The following is a 24,718-nucleotide window of genomic DNA, read 5'->3' on the forward strand; positions in this document are numbered from 1 at the left end:
TGAGAGGGCGGGGCGGCCCACCGGGTCAGGCACGGGTCACCGCCTCGCGGATCCGGCCGAGCTCCGCCTCCAGCACGTCGTCGCCGGGATAGTCGCCGTCCCATTCCAGCAGCACGCCCGGCGGTTCCACCCGGGCGCGCAGCGCCGCCAGGATGTCCAGCACCTCGCCGGGCACGCGGGCGGTGTGGGTGTCGTGCCAGACGCCGTTGTGGAGGTGCCCCCCGGCGACGTGCACGTAGGCCAGCTCGGACAGCGGCAGGGCGTCCAGCGCGCCGACGGCCGGCAGGCCCAGGTTGACCTGGTTGGTGTAGAGGTTGGCCACGTCGACCAGCAGCCCGACCCCGGTCCTCTCCACCAGTTCGCCCAGGAAATCGGCCTCGGTCATCTCGTCGTCCGGCCAGCCGAACAGGGCGGCCACGTTCTCCAGGGCCAGCGGGACGGGCAGGGCCGCCTGGGCCCGCCGTACGTTGTCGGCGACCACCGCCAGCGCGGCGCGGGTGCGCGGGACCGGCAGCAGGTGGCCCGCCTCCATGCCGCCCGCGCGGACGAAGGCCAGGTGCTCGCTGACCAGCGGGGCGTCCAGGGCCCTCGCGCAGTCCGCCAGGTGCGCCAGGCGGTCCGGGTCCGGCGGTTCGGCGCCGCCCAGTCCCAGCCCGACGCCGTGCGGGATCACCGGCAGGCCCCGGCCGCGCAGCACCCGCAGCGACTCGGGAAGGTCGCCGGGGCGGATGTTCTCCGCGACGACCTCCACGAAGTCCACGTCCGGCAGGCGCTCCACGGTCAGGTCGATCTCCGGCCGCCACCCGATGCCGACCCCCAGCCGCCCGGTCCCCGTCATGTCGCCTCCCCGCACCGTCCCGGCGTGCCGCTCAGCCACCGCCGCACCCCCCTCCACCGCAGCCACCGCCACCGCAGCTCGATCCACCGCCGCAACTCGACCCGCCGCCGTCGGAGCCGCCGGAGTCGCCCCAGCCGCCCGAGCCGAAGTCGCCGCCCCCGCCGAAGGAGCCGCCGTCGCCCGACGATCCGGAGGAGCCCCCGCAGGAGCCGGAGGCGCAGCTCGTGGTGCCGTGCGCGTGCCGGTGCGCCAGTTCCTCGGCGAGGACGGGGTCACCGGCCTCGGCGAGGCCGTACAGGGCGACCGGGACGCCGACCGCGGCGTACAGGGGCAGGCCCGCGGCACGGGGGACGCCCCGCACGTGGGTTCTGCCGGCGTCGGCGAGGACCTCACGTCCGGCGTCGGTCAGCATGCCGCGCAGCTCACGCCTCCGGCGCTGGTAGGTCGTCAGGCCGACGACCGCGGCGAGGGCGCCGGCCAGCAGCGTCACCACGGCGAGCCCTCCCCCGCCCCTGATGAACATGACGGTGAGGAACTCGAAGACGAGGGGGCCGAAGGCGAGGACCTCGAAGGCGACGGCGATGACGGTGAGGACCAGCAGGACGTTGAGCAGCCTCCTGGCCGGGGCGACCGCGCCGTCGGGAATGAGAAGACCCGCCCGCGTCAGGCCGTCGCGCAGGTCGTTCATGGCCTGGTCCTCGGCCACGGCGTGACGCAGCTGCCCGGCCTGGCAGGACCCGCCCCGGACGCGGAGCGCCTCGAGGACGGCCCGCTCGATCGGGTCGGGGGACGGCGGGGCCCCGGCGACCAGGCTGACCTGGCCGCCCCGGGACACGCGGACGCCGCCGCCCCTGGCGAGCACGGCCAGGGCGGTGTTGACCGCCCGCAACGGCCCACCGGCCAGGTAGGCCAGCTCGTAGTGACCGGGTGAGCCGGTGAGGGTGACGGATGAGGCCGAGCGGACCCGGCGATGCTCCCTGGACAGGGCCGACGCGGTGAAGCCCACGGCGGCGAGGAGGATCAGTGCGACGACGAGCAGTGTTGCTGCCATGTCCGGCCTCCTGGGGGTGGAGGAGATGCGGATGCCCCGCCGTCATGTAGACGATCGGGGCATCACGGAAGTTCGCCGCGGAGACCGTTTTTCGGCCGTTTCCCGCCGCATCCCGGATCGCTCCGGGGTGCGGCGGCCGGCGCTACCCGCCCAGGCGCTCGACCAGGGCGTTGTACTCGTCCCAGAGCTCCTTGGGGAGGTGGTCGCCGAAGGTCTCGAAGAAGGCCGGGATCAGCGCGGCCTCCTCCTTCCAGACCTCGGTGTCGACGCTCAGCAGGGTCCGCAGGTCCTCGGCGGAGAGGCCGAGGCCGTCGGTGTCGAGCTCGGCGGGCAGCAGGCCGATCGGGGTCTCCACCGCCTCGGCCCTGCCGTTGATCCGGTCGACGATCCACTTCAGGACGCGGATGTTCTCCCCGAAGCCGGGCCAGATGAAATCGCCCTCGTCGTTCTTGCGGAACCAGTTGACGTAGTAGATCTTCGGCAGCCGGACGCCCTCCCGACGGCCGACGTTGATCCAGTGGCCGAAGTAGTCGCCCATGTTGTAACCGCAGAACGGCAGCATCGCGAACGGGTCGCGGCGCAGCTCGCCGACCTTGCCCTCGGCCGCGGCGGTCTTCTCGGAGGCGATGTTGGCCCCGGTGAAGACGCCGTGCTGCCAGCTCAGCGACTCGGTGACCAGCGGCACCGCGGTGGCGCGGCGCCCGCCGAACAGGATCGCCGAGATCGGCACGCCCTTGGGGTCCTGCCACTCGGGGGCGATGGTCGGGCACTGGCCGGCGGGCACGGTGAACCGGGCGTTCGGGTGCGCGGCCGGCTCCTCGCTGTCCGGGGTCCAGTCGCGGCCCTTCCAGTCGGTCAGGTGCGCCGGGGGCTCGTCGGTGAGCCCCTCCCACCACACGTCGCCGTCGTCGGTGAGGGCGACGTTCGTGAAGACGCTGTTGCCCCAGAGCGTCCTGATCGCGTTGGCGTTGGTGGACTCGCCGGTGCCGGGCGCCACGCCGAAGAAGCCCGCTTCGGGGTTGATGGCGTACAGGCGGCCGTCGTCGCCGAACCGCATCCAGGCGATGTCGTCGCCGATCGTCTCGACCTTCCAGCCGGGGATGGTCGGCTGGAGCATGGCCAGGTTGGTCTTGCCGCACGCGCTCGGGAACGCGGCCGCGACGTAGCGGGTCTCGCCCTCCGGCGGGGTCAGCTTGAGGATGAGCATGTGCTCGGCCAGCCAGCCCTCGTCGCGGGCCATCGTGCTGGCGATGCGCAGCGCGTAGCACTTCTTGCCGAGCAGCGCGTTGCCGCCGTAGCCCGAGCCGTAGGACCAGATCTCACGGGTCTCGGGGAAGTGGCTGATGTACTTGGTGGAGTTGCACGGCCACGGCACGTCCGCCTGGCCGGGTCCGAGCGGGGCGCCGACCGAGTGGACGGCCTTGACGAAGTCGCCGCGCTCCTCGATGAGCCGCAGCGCGGCCTCGCCCATGCGGGTCATGACTCGCATCGACACGGCGACGTACGGCGAGTCGGTGATCTCGACGCCGAGCTGCGAGATCTCGCCGCCGAGCGGACCCATGCAGAACGGCACGACGTACATGGTGCGGCCGCGCATGCAGCCGGAGAAGAGCTCCCCGAAGGTCCTGCGCATCTCGTCCGGGGCGATCCAGTTGTTGGTCGGCCCGGCGTCCTCCTCGCGCTCGGAGCAGATGTAGGTCCGGTCCTCCACGCGGGCGACGTCGCTGGGGTCGGAGGCGGCGTAGAAGCTGTTCTGCCGCTTGGCCAGGCGCTTGAACGTGCCCTGTTCGACCAGGAGGTTCGTGAGGCGCGTCCACTCGGCTTCCGAGCCGTCGCACCACTCGATCCGGTCGGGCTGCGTCAGCTGGGCGATCTCGGCGACCCAGGCGGCCAGTCCGGCGTGGCTGGTCGGGCTGGGGGCGGTTACGTCCTCGATAACGGACACTGCTACGGCTCCTTACGCTTCTCAGGGCCAAAACATCATTGACCAGGAAACCGCGTCCGATCCAATTGGCGTAGACCAGTGAATTGACGCGGCCGGCGGTCGCCCTGGCCCCTCACCCGCCCGGCTCCCGGACGTATGAGCTGGCAGGGGGCATGTCGATTGAGACGACCTACCCAAAAGAAGCGAGCCTAAAAAGACGCTTACCGCAGTGGTATAGGCCACTGAGAAAGGTCTAAACCAATCAATGAACAGGTTCAGACCAATTCGCGGCCGTTTTCCCTGACCAGGCTCACGAATCCAGGTCGGGTCCGGCGGCCCGGACCTGGTCCACGTGCCGCAGCGCGTCCCGCAGATCCGCCAGCCAGGAGTCGGTGTTCCTGCCGACCAGACGGACGCACCAGGCCAGCGCGTCACTGCGGCTGCGGGCCACTCCGGCGGCCACGAGGGTGTCCAGCACCCGGCGTTCCGGCTGCCTCAGCCGCGTCATGACGGGGACCGACAGTGTGGTGAACATCACCGTCTCGTCGCCCACCTCGATCCCCCAGGAGACCTTGCGGCGGAAGCGGCGCTCCGCCTCCAGGGCGATCTCGATGCGCCGCTCCCGGGTCTCCTCGCGGAACCGCTGCATGCCGCCCTCCAGTGCTGCGGCGCGCTCCACCTCCGAGACGTCGTCGGCGAAGGAGGGTGCGGGGAGCCGGCCGATCACCGTGATCTCCTCGCGGTCCAGGACGATCTCGGGCTGCCCCTCGAACCAGTCCTCGGGCAGCCGCCCGGAGAACCAGCCGCGCAGCTTCTGTGTTGCTTCCTCGATATCCATGTAATCGACATTACAACGCTAAAGACGTTGGGAACAGGGGCGGATCCGCCGTACGCGGGAAACGGGCGCGGGCAGGCCATGCGGCCGTCCGGGCGGGACGTCCGGGAAGGCGAGCGCGTCGCGTGGCCGGCCGGGGCCGTACGCGGGGGGGTGGGGGGAAGGACCCCGCGGGTCAGCGGACGCGGGCCGCGGCGACCGGGCTGACCCGGACGACCCCGGCGAGGTTGCGGGTGCTGATCGGGCTGAACTTGACCACGTCACCGGTCCGCGGAGCCTGGAGCATCTTGCCGTCGCCCCAGTAGATCGCCACGTGCGAGACGTACCCGGGGTTGGTGGGGTCGGACCGCCAGAACAGCAGGTCGCCGGGCTGGGCCTGGGAGAGCGGGACCTGCGGGCCGGTGACGAACTGCTGGTGCGTCACCCGGGGCATCCTCACGCCCGCCTGGGCGAAGGCCCACTGCACCAGGCCCGAGCAGTCGAAGGTGTCGGGTCCCTCGGCCCCCCACACGTACGGCCGGCCGAGCTTGCCGGCGGCCGCGGTGAGGGCCACCCTGATCTGGCCCGCGGTCATGAAGGAGCCCGCCGGCCAGACCGTGCGCCCGGGCTGCTTCCCGGACTCCTTCCCGGGCTGCTGCACGGGCGCCCGCAGCACCGGGTCGATCGCGGCGACCTGGCTGCCCTTGGGCAGGGCCCGCAGCAGGGCGGCGCGCAGCCTGGCGGTGCCGGCCCTGGGCGCGCTCACCACCAGCGCGTTGTTCTCCGGGACGCCCAGCGCCCGCGCGGTGTCCCGGGAGACGACCGCGTCGATGGCGCCCATGCCCATCGTCGCGTAGGCGCCCACCCGCAGGTTGCGCCCGGCCGCGTTCACGACCTTGCCCAGCGGCATGCCGCCGTCGTTGCCCAGGACGAAGGAGACGGCCATCTCGCCGGTGGCGACGTTGTGCCAGAGGCGGTCGGAGCGGGCGGTCGGCTTGGGAGTGTAGGCGCGGAACGTCGAGGGATCGACCCCCAGGGTCTGCACGCGCTTGCCGTCCATGCCCACCTCGGCGGCGTCGGCGCGCTCCACCGCCCGCACCCCGGGGATCTGGGCGACCTTCGCGACCACGGCCGAGCTCAGCGCCCGGTTCGCGACGACGAACATGCTGGGCTTGTGGATCGAGGTGAGCGGCGCCACCCGGGGGGACGCGTTCCCCGTGGCCGCGGGAGCCGGCGTGGCGGCGGCCCGGACGGTCTCCGTGGTGACCGGCCTGCGCAGGGCGACCGTGGTCTCGGGGACCCGCTCGGGCAGGGTGACGACGACCAGCGTCCCGGCCGCCAGGGCGGTGACGAGGAGGAGCAGGACGACGGGGAACAGGCGCCGGCGCCGCGGGAGGCCGGGCTCGGCGCGCCGGATGCGCGGCGCGTAGGCGAGGTCCTGCCGGGCCTCGTGGATCAGCTGGGAGACGCGCGTCCGCCCCTCGAACACGTCGTCTCCTTCCCTCAACCCGGTGCCAGACCAAGAGTGCCGGAAATCAGGCGATGACGCACGGAAAGCCGCTAAAAGTTCTCTAACGACTTATCGCCGCGCGACCGGAACGGCGCTCTCCCCGGCGGCGCGCGGACCTACGCGGCGCGAAGCCCCCGCACACGGAGATCCGCCGGGACGGTGTCCCGGCGGATCCGCCGGCTGGGAGCATCTCGGCCCGGAAGGTCACGGGCCGGCGGGTCAGCTGCCGACGTACGGCACGGCGTCGAGGATCTCCACCGAGTTGGAGCGGCCGTTCGGCATCGTGTAGGTGGCCTTCTCGCCCACCTTCTTGCCGTTGATCGCCGAGCCGAGGGGCGACTTCGGCGAGTAGACGTCGATCGGGGCGCCGCTCTCCTCACGGGAGGCCAGCAGGAACGTGACCTCCTCGTCATCGCCCTCGAAACGGACGGTGACGGTCATGCCGGGGCCCACGACGCCCTCGGTGCGGGGCGCCTCACCCACCTTGGCGTTGTCGACGATCTGGCGGAGATGGAAGATCCGGGCCTCCATCTTGCCCTGCTCGTCCTTGGCGGCGTGGTAGCCGCCGTTCTCCTTCAGGTCACCCTCTTCGCGGGCCGCCTCGATCTTCTTGGCGATGTCGACGCGCCCGGGCCCCGAGAGGTATTCCAGCTCCGCCTTCAGGCGGTCGTACGCCTCCTGAGTGAGCCAGGTGACGCTCTCGTTGTGGGAGTCGGCCACGGGTTCTCCTTGCATCCTCTTGAAGGGGGCTTCGTACTCGGACAGGCATTCGTACGCTGGGTGGCGCACGGTCGAATCTCGACAGGCTAACAAGTTAACGGCTCGAACGCTTCCCCAAATATCTCACTATACGAGATGACAGTATTGGACCGAGCCGGAAGTCGCCTGGGCACTGGTCTGCAGCCGCTCGGTGAGGCGGATATATCCCTTACCAGCAGGAATATCGATCTCACGGCTGCCCACTTCGACGTGGTTGACGTCCACGGCCCGCAGCCGGCAGACGGCGGCGCGGTCGGACGGCTTGACCACCTCGAAGGTGATCTGCAGGGAATCGCTGCGGTTGGCGTCGAACGCGATGACCTCGTCGATGACGTCGGTGCTGCCCTTCGACGCCCACATGACGTAACCCCATCCGGCGGCGCACACCGCGCACAGGATGGCGATCACTATGTGCACGACGAAGTTGCCCCGGCGGCGCTCCCGCTCCGGGAAGTCGCCGGGACTGCCGAGCACGGGCCGGGGCTCCCGGCCCTGCTCGGCCTCACTGATGGCCATGACGGAATCTCCAAGCACTACCGCGGCGTTGTCCGAGACAATTGTCCCCCGCGGGGGCGTCGCCCCCGCGACCGCCCACGAGAAACTAACCTCTCTCTAGAGTGCCTCAGGCCGGGTTGTGGAACGGCACGGCGCTCCAGGGCTCGCGCGGGCGGCCGGTCCCCCGGGCCGCGGCGGGGCAGACGGAGATCCGAGCGTGACAGACAGATGAGCGTGACAGACAAAGAGGAGACAGCGAGCCCCGTGAGTGCACCGCTGAGGCTTATGGCCGTTCACGCGCACCCCGACGACGAGTCGAGCAAGGGCGCCGCCACGATGGCACGTTACGTCGCCGAGGGCGTGGAGGTGCTGGTCTGCACCCTCACGGGCGGAGAGCGCGGTTCCATCCTCAACCCCAAGATGGACCGTCCCGACATCCTCGAGAACATCGGCGAGGTCCGCCGCCTGGAGATGGAGCGCGCCCGCGAGATCCTGGGCGTGCGGCAGCGGTTCCTGGGCTTCGTCGACTCGGGCCTGCCCGAGGACGAGAACGAGCCGCTGCCCGAGGGCTGCTTCGCCCTCCAGCCGCTGGAGACCGCCGCGGCGCCGCTGGTCGCGGCCGTGCGCGACTTCCGGCCGCACGTGATCCTCACCTACGACGACGACGGCGGCTACCCCCACCCCGACCACATCATGACCAACAAGGTCTCGGTGGAGGCGTTCGAGGCGGCCGGCGACCCCGACCGCTACCCGGACGCCGGCGAGCCCTGGCAGCCCCTGAAGCTCTACTACCACATGGGTTTCACCCGGGAGCGGTTCGAGGCCCTGCACGAGGCGATGGTCTCCCGCGGCCTCGGCTCCCCCTACAGCGACTGGATCGCCCGCTGGGAGGACCGCCCGCAGAAGGACAGGTGGCCGGTCACCACCCGGGTCCCCTGCGGGGACTACTTCGAGGTCCGCGACCAGGCGCTGATCGCGCACGCCACCCAGGTCGACCCCGACGGGTTCTGGTTCGTCTGCCCGCGCGACGTGCAGATCGAGGTCTGGCCGACCGAGGACTACCACCTGGCGCGTTCCCTGGTGGACACCGAGCTTCCCGAGGACGACCTGTTCACCGGTGTCCTGGCCGAGGAGACCTCCCCCGCCCGCCACTGACGGGACCGCCGGGGGGCGGTGGCAGACTTGAGAGGTGACTTCCATCGTGTTCGCCGCCGCCGCCCAAGGCGACGTCAGCCCGGGTGTGCTGGGCTTCCTCGTCGTCGCCGCCATCGGCTTCGCGCTTTTCCTGCTCGTCAAGTCGATGCGGAAGCAGATCTCCAAGATCGACCTTCCCGCCGAGCGGGACCCCCGCAAGCCCGGCGGAAACGCCTGACCGCATCCGCCGCGGGGTCCCGCCGGCCGTGCCCCGGGAGCGGGGCCGGCGTTCCCGCGCCGGTGGGACCGGCGTCTCCGCGCCGCTCGCGGCCGGGCCGCCGTACGCCGCCACCCGGCCCGCGCGGCCCGGCCGTACGGGCTCGGCCCGCCGTGACCGGGCCCGCCGCGGCTCCGGCCGTACGGCCGCTCAGCCGGCCTCCGACCAGGCCCGGTCCAGGGCCCTGGGCAGGCCCCAGTGGCCCAGCGGGGTGAGCACCTCGCTCCGGTCGACGATCCCGAGGCAGGCCCACAGCGGCGTGACCGACCCGAACAGCGCCTCCGCCGACTCCAGGTCCTCCGGCTCGTCCATCCGGACGTCGATGTCCTCCGACTCCGCGATGAGCCGGGCGATCCGCTCCGGTGAGGCCAGCACCCCTGGGCCGCGCCTGGCCAGCGCGGCCACCACCGCCAGCCAGTCGGCGTGGTCGATCGCGCACAGCGCCGCCAGCACGGAGTCCTCGGAGTTCAGCTCGCCCTCCAGGTCGGCGAACGCGTCGGCCGTGTCGCCCTCCTCCGGCAGGTCGGAGATCGGCCCGGCTATCCCCGCCGCGACCGTGAGCCACAGCTCCTCGTCGTCGGCCGGCAGCGGGCCGCCCTCGTAGCCGGCGCAGGCGCGCAGCACGTTGCCCGGGTAGCCGGGGGCCGTCATCAGCTCGCGCAGCCGGGTGCTCGCCGCCCGCAGCGCCTCTCCGGGCCGCTCGGCCTCGGGCAGGTCGGCCATGATGCGCCGCAGCTCGCCGAGGGCGAACGCCTCCTCCTCGTGCCAGGCGGCCGACAGCTCCTCGTCCTGCTCGTCGCTCACCGCGTCCCTGGGCACCCGCCCGTCGGGCAGCGGGGCGCCGAGCCAGCGCTCCTGGATCTCCTCGTAGGAGGTCCTGGCCGACTCGTCGCCCAGCGCGAGGGCGTCCGGGTCGATCTCGCCCGCGGCGACCCTCCGCTCCAGGTGGGCGACCAGCCGGTGGAACATCTCCTCGGCGACCGGCCCGCGCTCGTCCTCCTCGGGCCAGACGAACATGCTCCGGGTCAGCAGCAGCGGCTCGGTGCCGGTGGACTCCAGCCAGCGCTGCACGTCGCCCACGGTCGCGGCGCCCGACTCGATCGCCCCCAGCGCCGTCCTGGCGGACTCCCAGAAGGGCGCGGTCAGCGGGTTGCCGGCCCGCTCCATCGCCCGGCGCAGGTCGGGAAGGGCCACCAGTGCCACGCCGGACGGCACGGCGAGCAACGCGCGCACCACATCACGCCGGGTCAGCTCCGCGACCGGCCTTGCGGCGTGCACGCGGACGAAGTCGAGATCCACGCTCAACGAGCCTACGCCCCGAACCCTCCCGAACACACCTATCCCCCGCTCCCGGCGGCGCGCCGCCCCGCCGAGCCGTACGGCGCCCCCCGTACCCCCGCGCTCCCGGCGGAGAGCGTCAGGGGTGATCAGAGCGGCGAGGGGGGTGGCTGGGGGAACCACGGGCTGACGATGGAGGCGCGTTTCAGGGTCTGCAGGCCCATCGTCACGTCCACGTCGCGGATCCCGGGGATCGCGCCGAGGGTGCCGGTGAGGAACCCGTGCAGGTCCGAGTACTCCGCCACCGCCACCTCCCCGCAGATGGTGTGCTCGCCGGCCGTCGCGCACAGGAGCAGCACCGCCGGATGCCGTGCCAGCTCCTCGGCCACCGCGTCGACCCGGTGCGGGTCGACCCGCAGCCACAGGAACGCGGTCACCGGCAGTCCCAGCGTCTCCGGCTCGACGATCGTGCGCAGCCTCAGCGCGCCGGACCTGCACAGGTTCTCCACCCGCCGGCGCGCGGTGCTCTCCATGGTCCCCACGCGGGCCGCGAGGTCCCGCCAGCGCATCCGGCCGTCCTCGGCGAGGGCCGCGACCAGCAGCTCGTCCACGTCGGACAGCGGCGGCACGAGTTCGGTGGGGTGCGCCCTGTCCCAGCGGTCGAGCCGGCCCGCGCGCAGGGCCGTCACCGCCGCGGGGTCCAGCAGGCCCGGGTCCCAGCCCACCCCGGTGGTGAAGCGGCGCAGCACGATCTCGGAGCTGCTGCCGACGACCCCGTCCAGTTCCGGCAGCCGCAGCAGGGTGAGGTCGAGCAGGTCGCTGCGGTCGGCGGCCACCAGTTCGACCAGGCAGTCGGCCGCCCCGGAGACCAGGGAGACGAACCGCACGCTCGGCCAGCCGGTGAGCGCGTTGGCGACCGACACCGTCCTGCGCGGCTCGCACCGCACCCGTACGAACACGGGCACGCCGCGGCCGGTGGCCAGCACGTCGAGGGTCGCCGCGACGTGGACCAGTCCCGAGGAGAGGATCCTGGCCGCGCGCCGGGACACCGTGGCCTCGGAGACGTTCACCGCCCTGGCGACCGCGGGCCAGCTCGCGCGCGGGTCGGCGATCAGGGCGGCGATGACGCGGAGGTCGACCTCATCCATGCGAGCGACATCCTTCACCCGGCAAGCACAAATTGACGTATTCATGCAGATTTATCATCAACATTGCTGTTTAGCGTATGCAAGTCGCACTATGTGATGCATCATCACCCCCCTCCCTATTTCTTCCGTGGAGTCGCACATGTCCTCCTCCACCACGGCCGCCCCCGGGGCCCGGACCGCGGGTGGCACCGCGAACGCGCTGGTCGGCGGCACCATCGGCAACTTCGTCGAGTGGTTCGACTGGTCGGTGTACGGGTTCTTCGCCGTGTACTTCGCCGACCAGTTCTTCCCCGGCGGCGGCACCACCGCCACCCTGTCGACGCTGCTGGTGTTCGCGATCAGCTTCTTCATGCGGCCGGTCGGCGCGACCGTGCTCGGCGTCTACGCGGACCGGCACGGGCGCCGGCACGGCATGACCCTCACCATCCTGCTGATGGCCGGGGGCAGCCTGCTCATCGCCCTGGCCCCCACCTACGACGCGGTCGGCTGGCTCGCCCCGGCGATCCTCATCGTCGGCCGGCTGCTGCAGGGGTTCTCCACCGGCGGCGAGTTCGGCACGTCGGCCTCGTTCCTCGTCGAGTGGGCCAAGCCGGGACGCCGCGCCTTCGCCGGATCCTTCCAGCAGGTCTCGGTGGTGCTGGGCATCCTGTGCGCGTCGCTGAGCGCCACCGTGCTCACCCGGGTCCTCGACGACGCCGCCATGTCCTCCTGGGGCTGGCGGGTCCCGTTCGCCCTCGGCGCGGTGATCGGCCTGGTCGGCATGTACATCCGGCGGCGCCTCGCCGAGCCGGAGGCGTTCCGCCTGCTGGAGCAGAGCGGGAAGCGGGAGCAGCGCCCGCTGGGCGCCATGACCGCGGGTCACCGGCGCGGCGCGTGGTTCGTGTTCGGCATCTCCATCGCCGGCTCGGTGATCACCTACATGTGGCTGACCTACCTGCCCACCTACGCGGTGCTCACCCAGAACGCCGACAAGGCGGACGCGCAGCTGGCCAACACCCTCGCACTCGCCTTCTTCGTCGTGATCCTGCCGTTCGCGGCGCTGCTGTCCGACCGGTTCGGACGCCGGCCGACGATGCTGGTCTACGCGGCGGCGTTCGTGATCCTGCCGTTCCCCCTGCTGTCCATGCTGGGCCCGAGCTTCGGCAGCGTGCTGATCGTGTCGCTGGTCGGCATGGCGTTCCTGTCGCTCAACCACTCCAACCTCGCGACGGTCTTCGCCGAACTGTTCCCGCCGCAGGTCCGCACCATCGGCATCGCCCTGCCGTACGCCATCTCGAACGCGATCTTCGGCGGCACCGCGCCCAGCGTGATGCAGTTCTTCGGCGCCCGCGGCAACCTCTGGGCCGTCCCGCTCTACGTCAGCGTCTGCGCGCTGGTCACGGGGGTGTTCTTCTACTTCATGCGGGAGACCAGGGGCGTGGACACGCACGACGTGGAGATGCGCGCGTGATCCCCCTCGCCGCGGACGTGGACCGGCTGCCGCCGTACCCGCTGGACCTCGACGACCGGCAGCGCGAGCGGGTGGACCGCCTGATGTCCGGGACGGTGGTGTCGCTGCACGACCACCCGGTCCGGCTGCCCGACCCCCTCACCCCGGAGAGCTGGGCGGAGTACGGCGAGAGCGGGACCGAGCACCTGGGACACGCCGGCCTGGAACGTTCCGGGCTGGACGTGGTGCTGGCCAGCTCGCTGGCCGAACCCGACCAGGACCGGCTGCTGCGCTGGGCCCGCCGGATGCGCGACGCCCTCGCCGCCGTCGCCTCCGGGCCCGTGATCCTGCCGGCCCTGGAGGACCTGGGCAGCATCGGCGCCGACCTGGACGGCATCGCGGACCTGTACGACGCCGGGATCCGCTCCGCCGGCCTCGCCTACAACGCGGGCAACCCCCTCGGGGGCGGGCTCGGGCAGCCGGTCGACGGGGGCCTCACCCCGCTCGGCCGGCGGGCGGTGGCCGAGATGAACCGGCTCGGCATGCTGGTCGACCTGTCCCACACCGGCGACCGCACCGCCGTCGAGGCCGCCGCGATCAGCGAGGCGCCGGTGGTGATCAGCCACGCCGGCGCGCGGGCCCTGTGGCCCAGCCCGCGGATGAAACCCGACGACGTGCTGCGCGCGGTCGCCGGCACCTCGGGGGTGATCGGCGTGGAGGCCGCGCCGGGCTCCACCAGGGTGGAGGGCAGCCCCGAGCACGACCTGGACGCGGTGATGGCGCACGTCGAGTACATCGCGGAGCTCGTCGGCGTCGACCACGTCGGTCTCGGCCCCGACACCTTCTTCGGCGACCACACCGGCCTGTACGCGGCCGCCGGATGGGCGCCGCAGCCGGTGCCCGGCCACGAGGGGCTCGCGCTGCCCGGGTACGTCTCCGGCATGGAGAACCCCGCGGAGGCGCCGCGCAACGCCGCCGGCTGGCTGGTACGGCGCGGCTGGACCGACGCCGACATCGCCAAGGTCCTCGGCGGCAACGCCCGCCGCGTGCTCGACGCGGTGCTGCGCTGACCCGCCGTACGCCCGGTCACATGCCCGGCCGTACGGCGGGCACGCCCCGTACGGCGGCCGGGCCGCCGTACGGCCGGCTCTCCCCGTACGACCCGTACGGCGGCCGGCCCGCCGTACGGCCGACCCACCCCACGACGAAGGAGATCCCTGTGAGCGGCGCCGCCGCCGAGATCCACGAGCGGATCGAGGAAGAGATCCGCGGGCTGTCGGACGACCTGATCGGCCTGAGCCTGGACCTGCACGCCCACCCCGAGCTGGCGATGAACGAGAAGTACGCGGCCGGGCGGCTGACCGACCTGCTGCGCGCGGACTTCGCGGTGGAGGAGGGGGTGGGCGGCCTGCCCACCGCGTTCCGCGGCACCGCGGGCGCCGGGTCGCCGGTGCTCGCCTTCCTCTGCGAGTACGACGCGCTGCCCGGCATCGGGCACGGGTGCGGGCACAACCTGATCGCGGCCGGCGGGGCCGGCGCGGCGATCGCGCTGCGCCGCGCCGCGCCGGAGCTGCCCGGCACGGTGACCTGCGTCGGCACGCCGGGCGAGGAGGGCGCGGGCGGCAAGGTGCTGCTGCTGGAGGCCGGCGTGTTCGACGGCGTGGACGCCGCGCTGATGTTCCATCCCGGCGACACGACGATGCCGATCCGGCACGCCACCGCCACCCGCCAGCTCGTGCTGGAGTTCCACGGCGTGGCCGCGCACGCGGCCGCCAGCGCCCAGGACGGGCGCAGCGCGCTGGCCGCGATGATCCAGTTCTTCACCGGGGTGGACGCGCTGCGCCAGTTCGTGCCGGAGACCAGCCGCCTGCACGGGATCATCACGCACGGCGGTGACGCGCCCAACGTGGTGCCCGCCTACACCCGCGCCGAGTTCATGGTCAGGGCGCTCACCGGCGACGTCGTGGACGACATCGTCGGCCGGGTCGAGGCGGTCGCCGGCGCCGCCGCCACCGCGACCGGGACGACGGTCCGGATCAGCCGGGGACTCGGCTACGCCGAACGCAAGAACAACCACCTGATCGCCGGCCTGGTCGCCGGGCACCTGCGCCGCCAGGGCGTCACCGTCGAGCAGCCGGTGCTGCGCGGCGGCACCGGCTCCTCCGACATCGGCAACGTCAGCCTGGTGCTGCCGACCGTCCACCCCTACCTGCAGGTGATGGACACCGGCACGCCGACCCACTCCGCGGCCATGGCCGAGGCGGTCGCCCTGCCCCGGGCGCAGCAGGCCATGCTGCGGATGGCCACCGCGCTGGCCTGCGCCGGAGCCGACCTGCTCGCCGACCCCGAGCTGTTCGACGCCGCGCGGGCGGAGTTCGCCGTCAGCGGGCCGGACCTGCCGTCATGACGTCCCCGTGGCCCCGCGACGTGACCGACGTGGTCGCCGTACGCCGTGACCTGCACGCCCACCCCGAGCTCGGCTTCACCGAGATCCGCACCGCCGCCAGGGTCGACACCGCGCTGCGCGACCTCGGCTGGAGCGTCCGCTCCGGGCGGGAGGTGTTCGACGCGGCCGGGCTGCCCGGCCTGCCCGGAGCGGCCGTGCTGGAGCACGCGGCCGGCCGCGCGGCGGCCGAGGGCGTGCCGGAGGACCTGGTGACCCGGTTCTCCGGCGGCTGCACCGCCGTGGTCGCCGCCCTGCGCGGCGACCGGCCCGGACCGACGGTCGCGCTGCGCTTCGACATGGACGCGCTGCCCATCACCGAGACGGCCGACGACGGCCACCCGCCGCTTCTGCGGGGCTTCGCCTCCCGGCACCCGGGCGTGATGCACGCCTGCGGCCACGACGGGCACGTCGCGATCGGCCTCGCCCTGGCCGCGGCCCTGTCCACACGCGACTTCCCCGGCACCGTGCGGCTGCTGTTCCAGCCCGCCGAGGAGGGGGTGCGCGGCGCGCAGCCCATGGTGGCGGCGGGCGCCTGCGCGGACGTGGACGTGCTGCTCGCGATCCACCTCGGATTCGGCCTGCCCAGCGGGCGGCTCGCCCCGGCGGCCACCGAGCTGATCGCCACGTCCAAGCACCTGGCCAGGTTCACCGGCCGCGAGGCGCACGCCGCCAAGGCGCCCGAACAGGGGCGCAACGCGCTCCTCGCCGCCGCGACGGCCACGCTGAACCTGCACGCGCTGCCCCGCTTCGCCGGGGCGGCCACGCGGATCAACGTCGGGCGGCTGCAGGGCGGGGTCGCGGCCAACGTGATCGCCGGAGAGGCGGAGCTGGCGTACGAGACGCGCGCGGACACGGCCGGCGTGGCGGACGAGCTGGCGCGGCGCGCCGAGGTCGTCGTACGCGCCGCCGCGGCGATGCACGAGGTCGACGTCGAACTGACCCGCACCGGGCACGCAACCGCGGCCACGACCGACCCGGCGGTCGCGGCGGCGCTGACCTCCGCCGCCGAGGGGCTGGCCGAGGTGCGCGCCACCCATCCGCTCGGCGCGAGCGACGACGCGAGCCTGCTGATGCGGGCCGTGCAGGAGGCGGGGGGCGTGGCGGGCTACGCCGTCGTCGGGTCGGACGGCCCCGGCCCTCCCCACTCCCCCGGATTCGACGTGGACGAGGAGGTGCTGCCGGTGGCGGTGGCCTGGCTGGAGCGAGCCGTACGAGGAGGACAGTGGTGAGCGGGACCTACACCGTCGTCGGCGGTGGCGCCATCGGCGGCACGATCGCCTTCCACCTGGCCGGGGCCGGCCACCGGGTGCTCGTCGTCGACTCCGACGCCGCGCAGGTGGCGGCGGTGCGCGAGCGGGGCCTGACCATCCGCCGCGCCGACGGCACCGAGCGGACCGTGCGGATCGAGGCCCGCACCCCCGGCGAGGTGACGGAACCGCTGCACGACGTGCTGCTCGCGGTGAAGGCGAACGCCACCGCGACGGCCGCGCGGTGGATCGCCCCCAGGCTGGCCGAGGACGGGTTCGTGGTGAGCCTGCAGAACGGCCTGTGCGAACCGGAGATCGCGGCGGCCGTGGGGGCCCGGCGGACCGTCTCCGCCTTCGTGAACCTGTTCGCCGACCTGGTCGAGCCGGGGGTGATCGCCGACGGCGGGCCCGGCGCGCTGGTGGTCGGCGAGCTCGACGGCACGGCCGGCCCCCGGGTGCGGAGGATCGTCGCGGACCTTCAGGCGTGGGGCCCGGCGACGGCGAACGGGAACGTCGCCGGTTTCCTGTGGTCCAAGCTCGCCTACGGCGCGGTCGCCGCGGCCAGCGCCACCAGCGACGACCCGGTCGCCGACACCATCGAGCGGCATCCCGGGCTCACCGTCGCGCTGGCCCGGGAGGTCTACGCCGTCGCCGCGGCGCAGGGGGTCACGCCGGAGTCGTTCGACGCCTGGCGGGCGGACGCGTTCGCCGAGGACGCGCCGCCGGACCTCACGCGCGCCGCCCTGGCCGGGTTCTGCGCCTGGCTGCGCACGCAGCCGAAGACCAGGACCGGCATCTGGCGGGACCTGGCGGTCCGGCGCCGCCCCACGGAGGTCCCGGCCCAGTACGGCCCCGTACTGCGCCTCGCGGAAGGCCACGGCCTCCGGTGCCCCGGCGTCGAGGCCGTGCTCCGGCTGATCGGCGAGCTGGAGGCCGGACGGCGGCCGATGTCCCGGGACAACCCGGCCGAGCTCGAACACGCGGTCCTCGGCGGGAACACCGGCACGGCGTACGGCGGGAGCCCCGGCGCGGTTCACGGCGGGACACCGGGCACGGTTCACGGCGGGACACCGGGCACGGTTCACGGCGGGACACCGGGCACGGTTCACGGCGAGGCACCGGACACGGTTCACGGCGAGGCCCCCGGCGGGGACCCCGAGGCGCTTCACGACGAGGAGAGGAACACCTGATGTCACGTCACGTACTGATCACCGGAGTCGCGGGCGGCCTCGGCGGCGCCATCGCCGAACGGTTCGCCGCGGCGGGCGACCGGATCACCGGGGTCGACGCCCGGGAGGAGCCGCTGCGCGAGCGGCTCGGCGCGATCGCGTCGGCGTACGGCGTCGCCACGGACGCCGTCACGGCGGACCTGGGCGGCCCCGGCGCGGGGGAGGTCGTCGACCGGGCGTGGCAGAGGTCCGGCCCGGTGGACGTGCTGGTGAACGCGGCGGGCATCTGGCCCGCGACCCCGCTGCTGGAGATGACCGCGCCGATGTGGGACCACGTGCTGGCCGTCAACACCCGGGCCCCCATGCTGACCACGGTGGCGCTGGCCCGGCTGGCCGTGGCCGAGGGCCGCCCGGCGAGCGTGGTCAACCTGGCCTCGGGCGCGGCGATCCGAGCCAGACCGGGCGCGGCGCACTACTCGACGTCCAAGGCGGCGCTGGAGATGCTCACCCGCTCCTGCGCGGTCGAGCTCGGCGCCGCGGGGATCCGGGTGAACGCCGTGTCGCCCGGGTTCGTGGCCGGCAGCAGCCAGGAGGTGAACCCGATCACCGAGGAGTACGCGGCGGCGGTCTCCGGCAACCCGCTCGGCCGGGTCGGGCAGCCGGCCGACGTGGCCGCCGCGGTGTTCTTCCTCGCCTCACCCGAGGCCGCCTGGACCACCGGCGCGGTGCTGCGGGTGGACGGCGGCTCGTCGGCGGGCAACCCCGCGCTTCCGGTGCACTGGACGGAACCCACCTCGGCGCAGTCACCCCGCTGACCCGCCGTCTCCTCCCGGTCCGCCGGGAGCGCGGCCCCGGCACGCCCGCGAGGCGACGCCGGGGCCTGTGAGAGTGTGGGCGTATGAACAGGCTCGCCGGTGAGACCTCCCCGTACCTGCTGCAGCACGCGGACAACCCCGTCGAATGGCGCCCCTGGGGACAGGAGGCGTTCGACGAGGCCCGGCGCAGGGACGTGCCGCTGCTGATCAGCGTCGGCTATTCGGCCTGCCACTGGTGTCACGTCATGGCGCACGAGTCCTTCGAGGACGGCGAGACCGCCGCGCTGATGAACGAGCACTTCGTCAACGTCAAGGTCGACCGGGAGGAGCGTCCGGACGTGGACGCGGTCTACATGACCGCGACCCAGGCCATGACCGGCCAGGGCGGGTGGCCGATGACGGTCTTCGCCACCCCGGACGGGCACCCCTTCTACGCCGGCACGTACTTCCCGCGGCCCCACTTCCAGCGGCTGCTGACCGGGGTGGCGAACGCCTGGGCCCGTGACCGCGAGGCGGTGCTGGATCAGGGCTCCAAGATCGTCCAGGCGCTGAACGAGCAGGCGGCGCTGCCGTCGGGCCCGGTGCCGGACCGCGACACGCTGGACCGGGCCGTGCGGAGCCTGCGGCAGTCCTTCGACCCCGACCGCGGCGGGTTCGGCGGGGCGCCGAAGTTCCCGCCGTCGATGGCTCTGGAGTTCCTGCTGCGCTACGCCGCCGCCTCCCGGCCCGCCGGCCCGGAGGGCGACCGGAGCGCCGCGGGCGAGGCGGCGGCCATGGCCGAGCGGACCCTGGAGGCGATGGCGCGGGGCGGCATCTACGACCAGTTGCGCGGCGGCTTCGCCCGATACAGCGTGGACGCCGGCTGGGTGGTGCCGCACTTCGAGAAGATGCTCTACGACAACGCCCTGCTGCTGCGGGTCTACACGCACTGGTGGCGCTCGACCGGGTCGGTGCTCGCCCGGCGGGTGGCGCTGGAGACCGCCGATTGGCTGCTGGCCGAGATGCGCACCCCCGAGGGCGGCTTCGCCTCGGCCCTGGACGCCGACAGCGAGGGCGTGGAGGGGAAGTTCTACGTCTGGACGCCCGAGGAGATCACCGGGGTCCTGGGCGAGGACGACGGAGCCTGGGCCGTCTCGCTGTTCGAGGTGACCGGCACGTTCGAGCACGGCACCTCGGTGCTGCAGCTCCTGGCCGACCCCGACGACCCCGAGCGGTTCGCCCGCGTCCGCGCCGCCCTGCTGGCCGCCCGGTCCGAGCGGGTACGGCCCGGCCGCGACGACAAGGTGGTGGCCGCCTGGAACGGCCTGGCGATCGCCGCCCTCGCCGAGGCCGGGGCGCTGTTCGACCGGCCCGACCTGGTGGAGGCGGCGCGGGCCGCGGCCACCCTGATCGACGAGGTGCACGTCGATCAGGGTGGCCGGCTGCTGCGCACGTCGCTCGGCGGCCGGGCCGGCACCGGCGCCGGCGTCCTGGAGGACTACGCCGACCTGGCCGAGGGCCTGCTCGCGCTGTACGGCGTGACCGGTGAGATCCGCTGGTTCCGGCTCGCCGGGACGCTGCTGGACGGCGCGCTCGACCGGTTCGCGGACGGCGCCGGCGGGTTCTTCGACACCGCCGACGACGCCGAGCGGCTGTTCCAGCGCCCGCAGGACCCCACCGACAACGCGACCCCGTCGGGGTGGTTCGCCGTCGCGGGCGCGCTGCTGTCGTACGGGGCGCTGACCGGCTCGGCACGGCACCGGGAGGCCGCGGAGGCGGCTCTGGGCACGGTGAGCGTCCTGGCCGACCGGCACGCCCGGTTCGCCGGGTGGGGGCTGGCGGTGGCCCAGGCGGCCGTCTCCGGCCCCGTGGAGGTCGCGGTGGTGGGTCCGGCCGGTGACCCGGCGACCGTCGCGCTGCACCGCGCGGCCCTGATGTCGCCCGCTCCGGGCATGGTCGTGGCGCTCGGCGAGCCCGGCACGGCCGGCGTCCCCCTCCTGGAAGGCCGGGGGACGGTGGACGGGGCCCCGGCGGCATATGTGTGCCGCGGGTTCACCTGCCGGATGCCCGTCACCACGCCGGAGGCGCTCCGGGCCGAGCTGACCGCCTGACCCGCGGGCGGCGCGGCCCCGGGCCGGCCGGAAGGGCCGCCGCGGGGCCGGGCGGATCACCGCGTGATCCGCGGCATCCGTGTGGGAGCCATCCGGGACACGGCGGAGCGGTCAGGCGACGGGAACCTCTGGAAGGCGGGGGCCGTCCGGGGCGCCCGGCGCGGTCAGCCGACGGGGAACCGTTGGGCGGGGCCCTCCTGCCGGGCGGGGTCCTGGGTGCGGGGGTCGCCGCCGCCGGTCCCGTCGCCGAAGCCCTGGCCGGGGCCGCCGTCGCCCGTGCGGTCCGGTGGGCCGTTCCGGGGGTCGTTCTGCGGGCCCGTGCCGTCGCCCTGGCCGTCCCCGGGGCCGTCGTTCCGGGGGCCGGTCCCGCGGTCCCCGGGGTCGGGGGACGGCGGGCCGTCGTCGAACGGCGGGGCGGACGGGTCGTCGCGGAAGCCGCCGTCGCCGTAACCGTCGTCGCCGTAGCCGTCGTCGGGCGAGGCGGAGGGGCCGTCGCCGCCGTAGGGGTCGTAGCCGTAGTCGGACGGCTCGGGGAACTCCTTGACCGGCTTGCCCTTCATCGCCTCGGTCATGAAGGCCCGCCAGACCTGCGCGGGGTAGCTTCCGCCGTACTGGACGGCTCCGTTGATGACCACCGGCTTGTGGTCGTCGCGGAACATGTCCACCGCGGTCGCGAGCTGCGGGGTGAAGCCGGCGAACCACACCGACACCGAGCCGTCGGTGGTGCCGGTCTTGCCGGCCACCGGCCGGTCGTAGAGGCGGGCGGCCGAGCCGGTGCCGCCCTCGACGACCTGGGTGAGCGCGTAGGTGGCGTCGGCGGCGGTCTGCTCGCCGAAGGCCCGCCTGCCCTTGGCGTCGAACTTCGTGACCTTGCCCGTGGCGTCGGTCACCGACCGGATCACGTGGGCGTCGCGGTGGACGCCGCCCGCGGCGAACGTCGCGAAGCCGGAGGCGTTCTGCACCGCGCTCACCGACGCCACGCCCAGCGGGAGCGTGGCCGCGCCGCGGTGCGGGGTGAGCTGCTCGGCGGGGATGCCCGCGGCCTTGGCCGCCTTGACGACCTTGTCCAGGCCGACCTTCTGCCCGAGGTCGACGAAGGCGGTGTTCACCGAGTTGCGGGTGGCGGTGACGAGGTCGATCTGGCCGTAGGAGGTGCCGCCGGAGTTGGGGATGGGGTGGTCGGGGGCGGAGGCGACCGTCATCGGCGAGTTGCCGTTCACCCGCGTGCCGAGGCCGAGGCCGTTCTCCAGCGCCGCGGCCAGCGTGTACGCCTTGAACGTCGAGCCGGCCTGCACCTTGGCGGAGAAGGAGTTGTCGAACTTGTTGGCGTCGTAGTCGCGCCCGCCGTAGAAGGCGACGACCTCGCCGGTGCCGGGGTCGACGGCGGCCAGGCCGGTGCGGACCTTCTTCGCGGTGCCGGCGGGCATGACGGAGGTGACGGCCCGCTGGGCCGCGGCCATGAGGTTCTTGTCGAAGGTCGAAACGATCTTCAGGCCGCCCTGGTTGACGGTCTCGTCGGTGTATCCCCGGCGCTTGAGCTCGGCGGCCACCTGGTCGAGCATGTAGCCCTGCTGGCCCTTGAGGGAGAAGACCGGGCGGGGCTTCCTGAGGACGGGGAAGGTGGTGGCGGCGGCCTGCTGGGGCGTCAGTGCGCCGATCTGCGTCATACCGTCGACCACCGACCGCCAGCGCGTCCGGGCGGCGTCGAGGTCGGCGCCGTGCGGGTCGGCGAACCGGGACGGCTGCTGGATCACCGCGGCGAGGTAGGCGCCCTCGGCGACGTCGAGCTTGGCGACGTCCTTGCCGAAGTACGCCTGGGCCGCGGCCTGGACGCCGTCGGCGCCCCGGCCGAAGTAGATCGTGTTGAGGTACTGCTCCAGCACCCAGTCCTTGGGCTTGGACTGGTCGACCTTCAAGGAGATCATCACCTCCTTGAGCTTTCGGACGATGGAACGTTCCTGGCTCAGGCCGCTGTAGTAGTTGCGGACCATCTGCTGGGTGATCGTCGAGCCGCCCTGGAGCTGCTGCCCGGTGACCGTGGACCACATGGCGCGGAAGGTGCCCCTGAGCGAGACGCCCTTGTCGTCGTAGAAGGAGCGGTTCTCGGCGGCGATGACGGCGTTCCTGACGCTCTCCGGCACCTGGGCCAGGGGCACGCTGCGGCGGTTCACCCCCTGCTTGGCCAGCACGGTCTTGCCGTCGCGATAGTAGATCACCGAGCCCTGCGCGGTGGCCTTCGGCTGTGTGCTGTCCGGGATGGGGGTCATCGCCCACACCACCCCGAGAACGCCCACCATGGAGACGATGACGACGCCCAAGGCGATCAGCGTCAGCCGCAGGAACCGCCGTCCCGGCCTTCTCTTCCCGCCCTCTCGCACGCGGTGACCCCCATCCCCTGGCGCGGCCGACCCCCCGTCAGCTGCGCGAACCGTAAGGGTAAACGATGCATAACGGTGCCTGAACCCTGCTTGGGATGGTACGGCTAGCTCTTGACCTGGCGCGGCACATCGGCCACCAAAGGGAGGACCCGGTATGGCACGGGAGTGTCCAAGGCGATCACCGACGAGGTCCTGACCACCCCGTGGACGTCAACGATCAGGTCAATGACCCGCTGGAGATCGGCATTGCTGCGCGCCACGACCCGGCAGAGCATGTCGTCCCCGCCGGTGATCGTGTGCACCTCCAGCACCTCGGGGATGGCGGCGAGCTGGTCGACGACCGGGTCGTGCCCACTGATCTGACGGATCTGCAGGGTGACGAACGCGGTGACGTCGTAGCCGAGCGCCGCGGGCGACACGTCGGGCCCGAACCCGGTGATCACTCCCCGGGCGGCCAGCCGGTCGAGGCGGGCCTGCACGGTGCCCCGGGCCACGCCCAGCCGCCGGGAGCACTCCAGCACCCCGAGCCTCGGTTCCCTGGTGAGCAGGGCGATGAGCCGGGCGTCGAGCTGATCGATCGTCATGATGTCCAGATACCCCCGGAAGGCGCGCGGCTGAATGGGCATATTGTCCAGTGATTCACGTAACTCTTGCGCACACAGCTCATGAAATCCGAAAGTATCGGCATGAGGGACAACTTTCCTGTGAACGGCATGGACGCCGTGGTCTTCGCCGTGGGCAACGCCAAGCAGGCCGCCCATTACTACTCCAGCGCCTTCGGCATGAAGCTGGTGGCGTACCGGGGGCCCGAGACCGGCAGCCGTGACGAGGTCTCCTACGTCCTGACCTCCGGCGGCGCCCGGTTCGAGCTGCGTGGCGCGGTGCGCGCGGGCACCGGGGTGTCCCGGCACGTCGCCGAGCACGGCGACGGCATCATCGACCTGGCCATCGACGTCCCCGACGTGGAGGCCGCCTACTCCTACGCGATCTCCCAGGGCGCCCGGGGGCTGGCCGAGCCGTACACCGTGGAGGACGAGCACGGGAAGGTCGTGATGGCGGCGATCGCCACCTACGGCGAGACCCGGCACACCCTGGTCGACCGGTCCAACTACAGCGGGCCGTACCTGCCGGGCTTCGTCGCCGCCGAGCCGATCGTCGCCGCGCCCGCGGTGAAGAACGGCCGTTTCTTCCAGGCCGTCGACCACTGCGTGGGCAACGTCGAGCTCGGCCGGATGGACGAGTGGGTGGAGTTCTACAAGAAGGTCATGGGCTTCACCAACATGGCCGAGTTCGTCGGCGACGACATCGCCACCGAGTACTCGGCGCTGATGTCGAAGGTCGTCGCGGACGGCACCCGCAAGGTGAAGTTCCCGCTCAACGAGCCGGCGGTCTCCCGGAAGAAGTCGCAGATCGACGAGTACCTGGAGTTCTACGGCGGTCCGGGCGTCCAGCACGTCGCGCTGGCCACCAACGACATCCTCAGCGCCGTGGACCACATGCGGGCCGCCGGCGTCGACTTCCTCGACACGCCCGACTCCTACTACGACGACCCGGAGCTGCGCGCCCGCATCGGCGAGGTCCGCGCCCCGATCGAGGAGCTGAAGAAGCGCAAGATCCTGGTCGACCGCGACGAGGACGGCTACCTCCTGCAGATCTTCACCAAGCCGGTTCAGGACCGCCCGACGGTGTTCTTCGAGCTGATCGAGCGGCACGGCTCGCTCGGCTTCGGCAAGGGCAACTTCAAGGCGCTCTTCGAGGCGATCGAGCGCGAGCAGGACCGCCGCGGCAACCTCTGACGCCGCCCGCGCGGCCTTTCCGGGCGTCCTGCCGCCCGGAAAGGCCGCGGCGCGAACGGGTCATCCGCGACACGACCCCACGGACACCCCCGGCCGATGCTCCGTTACCGTGGGTAGCAC

The 24,718-nt window shown here is 73.0% G+C and carries 21 protein-coding genes; 10 read left to right on the forward strand and 11 right to left on the reverse strand.

Going from position 1 to position 24,718, the window contains the following annotated elements; all coding sequences use genetic code 11:
• Window positions 1-25: 25 nt before the first annotated feature.
• The 7 genes from ACFYSC_RS04955 to ACFYSC_RS04985 form a co-directional block, all read right to left on the reverse strand.
• The gene (locus ACFYSC_RS04955) at window positions 26-877 is read right to left on the reverse strand and encodes a DUF692 family multinuclear iron-containing protein (protein ID WP_389956779.1); all 852 of its coding nucleotides are present in this window, start codon (window positions 875-877) and stop codon (window positions 26-28) included.
• Window positions 870-1,889 carry a TIGR04222 domain-containing membrane protein gene (locus ACFYSC_RS04960; RefSeq protein WP_389956782.1) on the reverse strand — a complete coding sequence of 340 codons (1,020 nt, stop codon included), beginning with the start codon at window positions 1,887-1,889 and terminating at the stop codon, window positions 870-872. The genes ACFYSC_RS04955 and ACFYSC_RS04960 overlap by 8 nt, the downstream gene beginning before the upstream one ends.
• 142 nt (window positions 1,890-2,031) lie before the next feature.
• On the reverse strand, window positions 2,032-3,834 hold the full coding sequence (locus ACFYSC_RS04965) for a phosphoenolpyruvate carboxykinase (GTP) (RefSeq protein WP_389956785.1): 1,803 nt from the start codon (window positions 3,832-3,834) through the stop codon (window positions 2,032-2,034).
• Window positions 3,835-4,123: 289 nt separating this feature from the next.
• The gene (locus ACFYSC_RS04970; RefSeq protein ID WP_362931163.1) at window positions 4,124-4,651 is read right to left on the reverse strand and encodes a hypothetical protein; all 528 of its coding nucleotides are present in this window, start codon (window positions 4,649-4,651) and stop codon (window positions 4,124-4,126) included.
• 172 nt (window positions 4,652-4,823) lie between these two features.
• Entirely contained in the window at window positions 4,824-6,116 is a 1,293-nt protein-coding gene (locus ACFYSC_RS04975; RefSeq protein WP_389956789.1) for a C40 family peptidase, read from the reverse strand.
• A gap of 240 nt (window positions 6,117-6,356) precedes the next feature.
• Window positions 6,357-6,872 carry a transcription elongation factor GreA gene (greA, locus tag ACFYSC_RS04980; protein ID WP_389956792.1) on the reverse strand — a complete coding sequence of 172 codons (516 nt, stop codon included), beginning with the start codon at window positions 6,870-6,872 and terminating at the stop codon, window positions 6,357-6,359.
• Window positions 6,873-6,983: 111 nt separating this feature from the next.
• The gene (locus ACFYSC_RS04985; RefSeq protein WP_389956795.1) at window positions 6,984-7,412 is read right to left on the reverse strand and encodes a DUF4307 domain-containing protein; all 429 of its coding nucleotides are present in this window, start codon (window positions 7,410-7,412) and stop codon (window positions 6,984-6,986) included.
• Window positions 7,413-7,655: 243 nt separating this feature from the next.
• On the opposite strand from ACFYSC_RS04985, the gene mca reads away from it, so the two are divergent.
• The gene (mca, locus tag ACFYSC_RS04990; RefSeq protein WP_389956798.1) at window positions 7,656-8,546 is read left to right on the forward strand and encodes a mycothiol conjugate amidase Mca; all 891 of its coding nucleotides are present in this window, start codon (window positions 7,656-7,658) and stop codon (window positions 8,544-8,546) included.
• 34 nt (window positions 8,547-8,580) lie between these two features.
• The gene (locus ACFYSC_RS04995; RefSeq protein ID WP_389956801.1) at window positions 8,581-8,763 is read left to right on the forward strand and encodes a hypothetical protein; all 183 of its coding nucleotides are present in this window, start codon (window positions 8,581-8,583) and stop codon (window positions 8,761-8,763) included.
• A 189-nt stretch (window positions 8,764-8,952) separates the two neighbouring features.
• On the opposite strand, the gene ACFYSC_RS05000 is transcribed toward ACFYSC_RS04995, so the two are convergent.
• On the reverse strand, window positions 8,953-10,101 hold the full coding sequence (locus tag ACFYSC_RS05000) for a hypothetical protein (RefSeq protein WP_389956803.1): 1,149 nt from the start codon (window positions 10,099-10,101) through the stop codon (window positions 8,953-8,955).
• Window positions 10,102-10,229: 128 nt separating this feature from the next.
• Window positions 10,230-11,228: an Lrp/AsnC family transcriptional regulator gene (locus tag ACFYSC_RS05005; protein ID WP_389956806.1), complete on the reverse strand. Its 999-nt coding sequence runs from the start codon at window positions 11,226-11,228 to the stop codon at window positions 10,230-10,232.
• A 139-nt stretch (window positions 11,229-11,367) separates the two neighbouring features.
• Here ACFYSC_RS05005 and ACFYSC_RS05010 point away from each other — a divergent pair, with 139 nt between their 5' ends.
• From ACFYSC_RS05010 to ACFYSC_RS05040, 7 genes are all read left to right on the forward strand, one after another.
• Window positions 11,368-12,678: an MFS transporter gene (locus tag ACFYSC_RS05010; RefSeq protein WP_389956809.1), complete on the forward strand. Its 1,311-nt coding sequence runs from the start codon at window positions 11,368-11,370 to the stop codon at window positions 12,676-12,678.
• The gene (locus tag ACFYSC_RS05015) at window positions 12,675-13,727 is read left to right on the forward strand and encodes a dipeptidase (protein WP_389956812.1); all 1,053 of its coding nucleotides are present in this window, start codon (window positions 12,675-12,677) and stop codon (window positions 13,725-13,727) included. The genes ACFYSC_RS05010 and ACFYSC_RS05015 overlap by 4 nt, the downstream gene beginning before the upstream one ends.
• Before the next feature lie 20 nt (window positions 13,728-13,747).
• A complete protein-coding gene (locus tag ACFYSC_RS05020) occupies window positions 13,748-15,064 on the forward strand; it encodes an amidohydrolase (protein ID WP_389956815.1) in 1,317 nt (438 codons plus the stop codon).
• Complete coding sequence (locus ACFYSC_RS05025; protein WP_389956818.1) at window positions 15,061-16,332, forward strand: amidohydrolase; 1,272 nt, start codon at window positions 15,061-15,063, stop codon at window positions 16,330-16,332. Before ACFYSC_RS05020 ends, ACFYSC_RS05025 begins: the two co-directional genes overlap by 4 nt.
• On the forward strand, window positions 16,329-17,540 hold the full coding sequence (locus ACFYSC_RS05030) for a ketopantoate reductase family protein (RefSeq protein ID WP_389956821.1): 1,212 nt from the start codon (window positions 16,329-16,331) through the stop codon (window positions 17,538-17,540). Before ACFYSC_RS05025 ends, ACFYSC_RS05030 begins: the two co-directional genes overlap by 4 nt.
• A complete protein-coding gene (locus tag ACFYSC_RS05035; RefSeq protein WP_389956824.1) occupies window positions 17,540-18,334 on the forward strand; it encodes an SDR family NAD(P)-dependent oxidoreductase in 795 nt (264 codons plus the stop codon). The genes ACFYSC_RS05030 and ACFYSC_RS05035 overlap by 1 nt, the downstream gene beginning before the upstream one ends.
• An 83-nt stretch (window positions 18,335-18,417) precedes the next feature.
• Window positions 18,418-20,424: a thioredoxin domain-containing protein gene (locus ACFYSC_RS05040; RefSeq protein WP_389956827.1), complete on the forward strand. Its 2,007-nt coding sequence runs from the start codon at window positions 18,418-18,420 to the stop codon at window positions 20,422-20,424.
• A 164-nt stretch (window positions 20,425-20,588) separates the two neighbouring features.
• Here ACFYSC_RS05040 and ACFYSC_RS05045 read toward each other — a convergent pair whose 3' ends face one another.
• Window positions 20,589-22,802 carry a transglycosylase domain-containing protein gene (locus ACFYSC_RS05045; protein WP_389956829.1) on the reverse strand — a complete coding sequence of 738 codons (2,214 nt, stop codon included), beginning with the start codon at window positions 22,800-22,802 and terminating at the stop codon, window positions 20,589-20,591.
• Between the two features lie 104 nt (window positions 22,803-22,906).
• Window positions 22,907-23,386: an Lrp/AsnC family transcriptional regulator gene (locus ACFYSC_RS05050; protein ID WP_389956832.1), complete on the reverse strand. Its 480-nt coding sequence runs from the start codon at window positions 23,384-23,386 to the stop codon at window positions 22,907-22,909.
• A gap of 102 nt (window positions 23,387-23,488) precedes the next feature.
• Here ACFYSC_RS05050 and hppD point away from each other — a divergent pair, with 102 nt between their 5' ends.
• Window positions 23,489-24,598: a 4-hydroxyphenylpyruvate dioxygenase gene (gene hppD / locus ACFYSC_RS05055; protein ID WP_362931127.1), complete on the forward strand. Its 1,110-nt coding sequence runs from the start codon at window positions 23,489-23,491 to the stop codon at window positions 24,596-24,598.
• Window positions 24,599-24,718: the final 120 nt, after the last annotated feature.

It is taken from the genome of Streptosporangium sp. NPDC004379 (genome assembly GCF_042873875.1).
In the GTDB taxonomy this organism is placed as follows: Bacteria; Actinomycetota; Actinomycetes; order Streptosporangiales; family Streptosporangiaceae; genus Streptosporangium.

What these genes read in the sequence shown, in the direction of transcription:
- ACFYSC_RS04960 (WP_389956782.1), bottom strand. Translation starts at nt 1,889, where the DNA reads ATGGCAGCAACACTGCTCGTCGTCGCACTGATCCTCCTCGCCGCCGTG.
- ACFYSC_RS04970 (WP_362931163.1), bottom strand. Translation starts at nt 4,651, where the DNA reads ATGGATATCGAGGAAGCAACACAGAAGCTGCGCGGCTGGTTCTCCGGG.
- greA (WP_389956792.1), bottom strand. Translation starts at nt 6,872, where the DNA reads ATGCAAGGAGAACCCGTGGCCGACTCCCACAACGAGAGCGTCACCTGG.
- ACFYSC_RS04985 (WP_389956795.1), bottom strand. Translation starts at nt 7,412, where the DNA reads ATGGCCATCAGTGAGGCCGAGCAGGGCCGGGAGCCCCGGCCCGTGCTC.
- ACFYSC_RS05005 (WP_389956806.1), bottom strand. Translation starts at nt 11,228, where the DNA reads ATGGATGAGGTCGACCTCCGCGTCATCGCCGCCCTGATCGCCGACCCG.
- ACFYSC_RS05010 (WP_389956809.1), top strand. Translation starts at nt 11,368, where the DNA reads ATGTCCTCCTCCACCACGGCCGCCCCCGGGGCCCGGACCGCGGGTGGC.
- ACFYSC_RS05020 (WP_389956815.1), top strand. Translation starts at nt 13,748, where the DNA reads ATGCCCGGCCGTACGGCGGGCACGCCCCGTACGGCGGCCGGGCCGCCG.
- ACFYSC_RS05025 (WP_389956818.1), top strand. Translation starts at nt 15,061, where the DNA reads ATGACGTCCCCGTGGCCCCGCGACGTGACCGACGTGGTCGCCGTACGC.
- ACFYSC_RS05035 (WP_389956824.1), top strand. Translation starts at nt 17,540, where the DNA reads ATGTCACGTCACGTACTGATCACCGGAGTCGCGGGCGGCCTCGGCGGC.
- ACFYSC_RS05040 (WP_389956827.1), top strand. Translation starts at nt 18,418, where the DNA reads ATGAACAGGCTCGCCGGTGAGACCTCCCCGTACCTGCTGCAGCACGCG.
- ACFYSC_RS05050 (WP_389956832.1), bottom strand. Translation starts at nt 23,386, where the DNA reads ATGACGATCGATCAGCTCGACGCCCGGCTCATCGCCCTGCTCACCAGG.
- hppD (WP_362931127.1), top strand. Translation starts at nt 23,489, where the DNA reads ATGAGGGACAACTTTCCTGTGAACGGCATGGACGCCGTGGTCTTCGCC.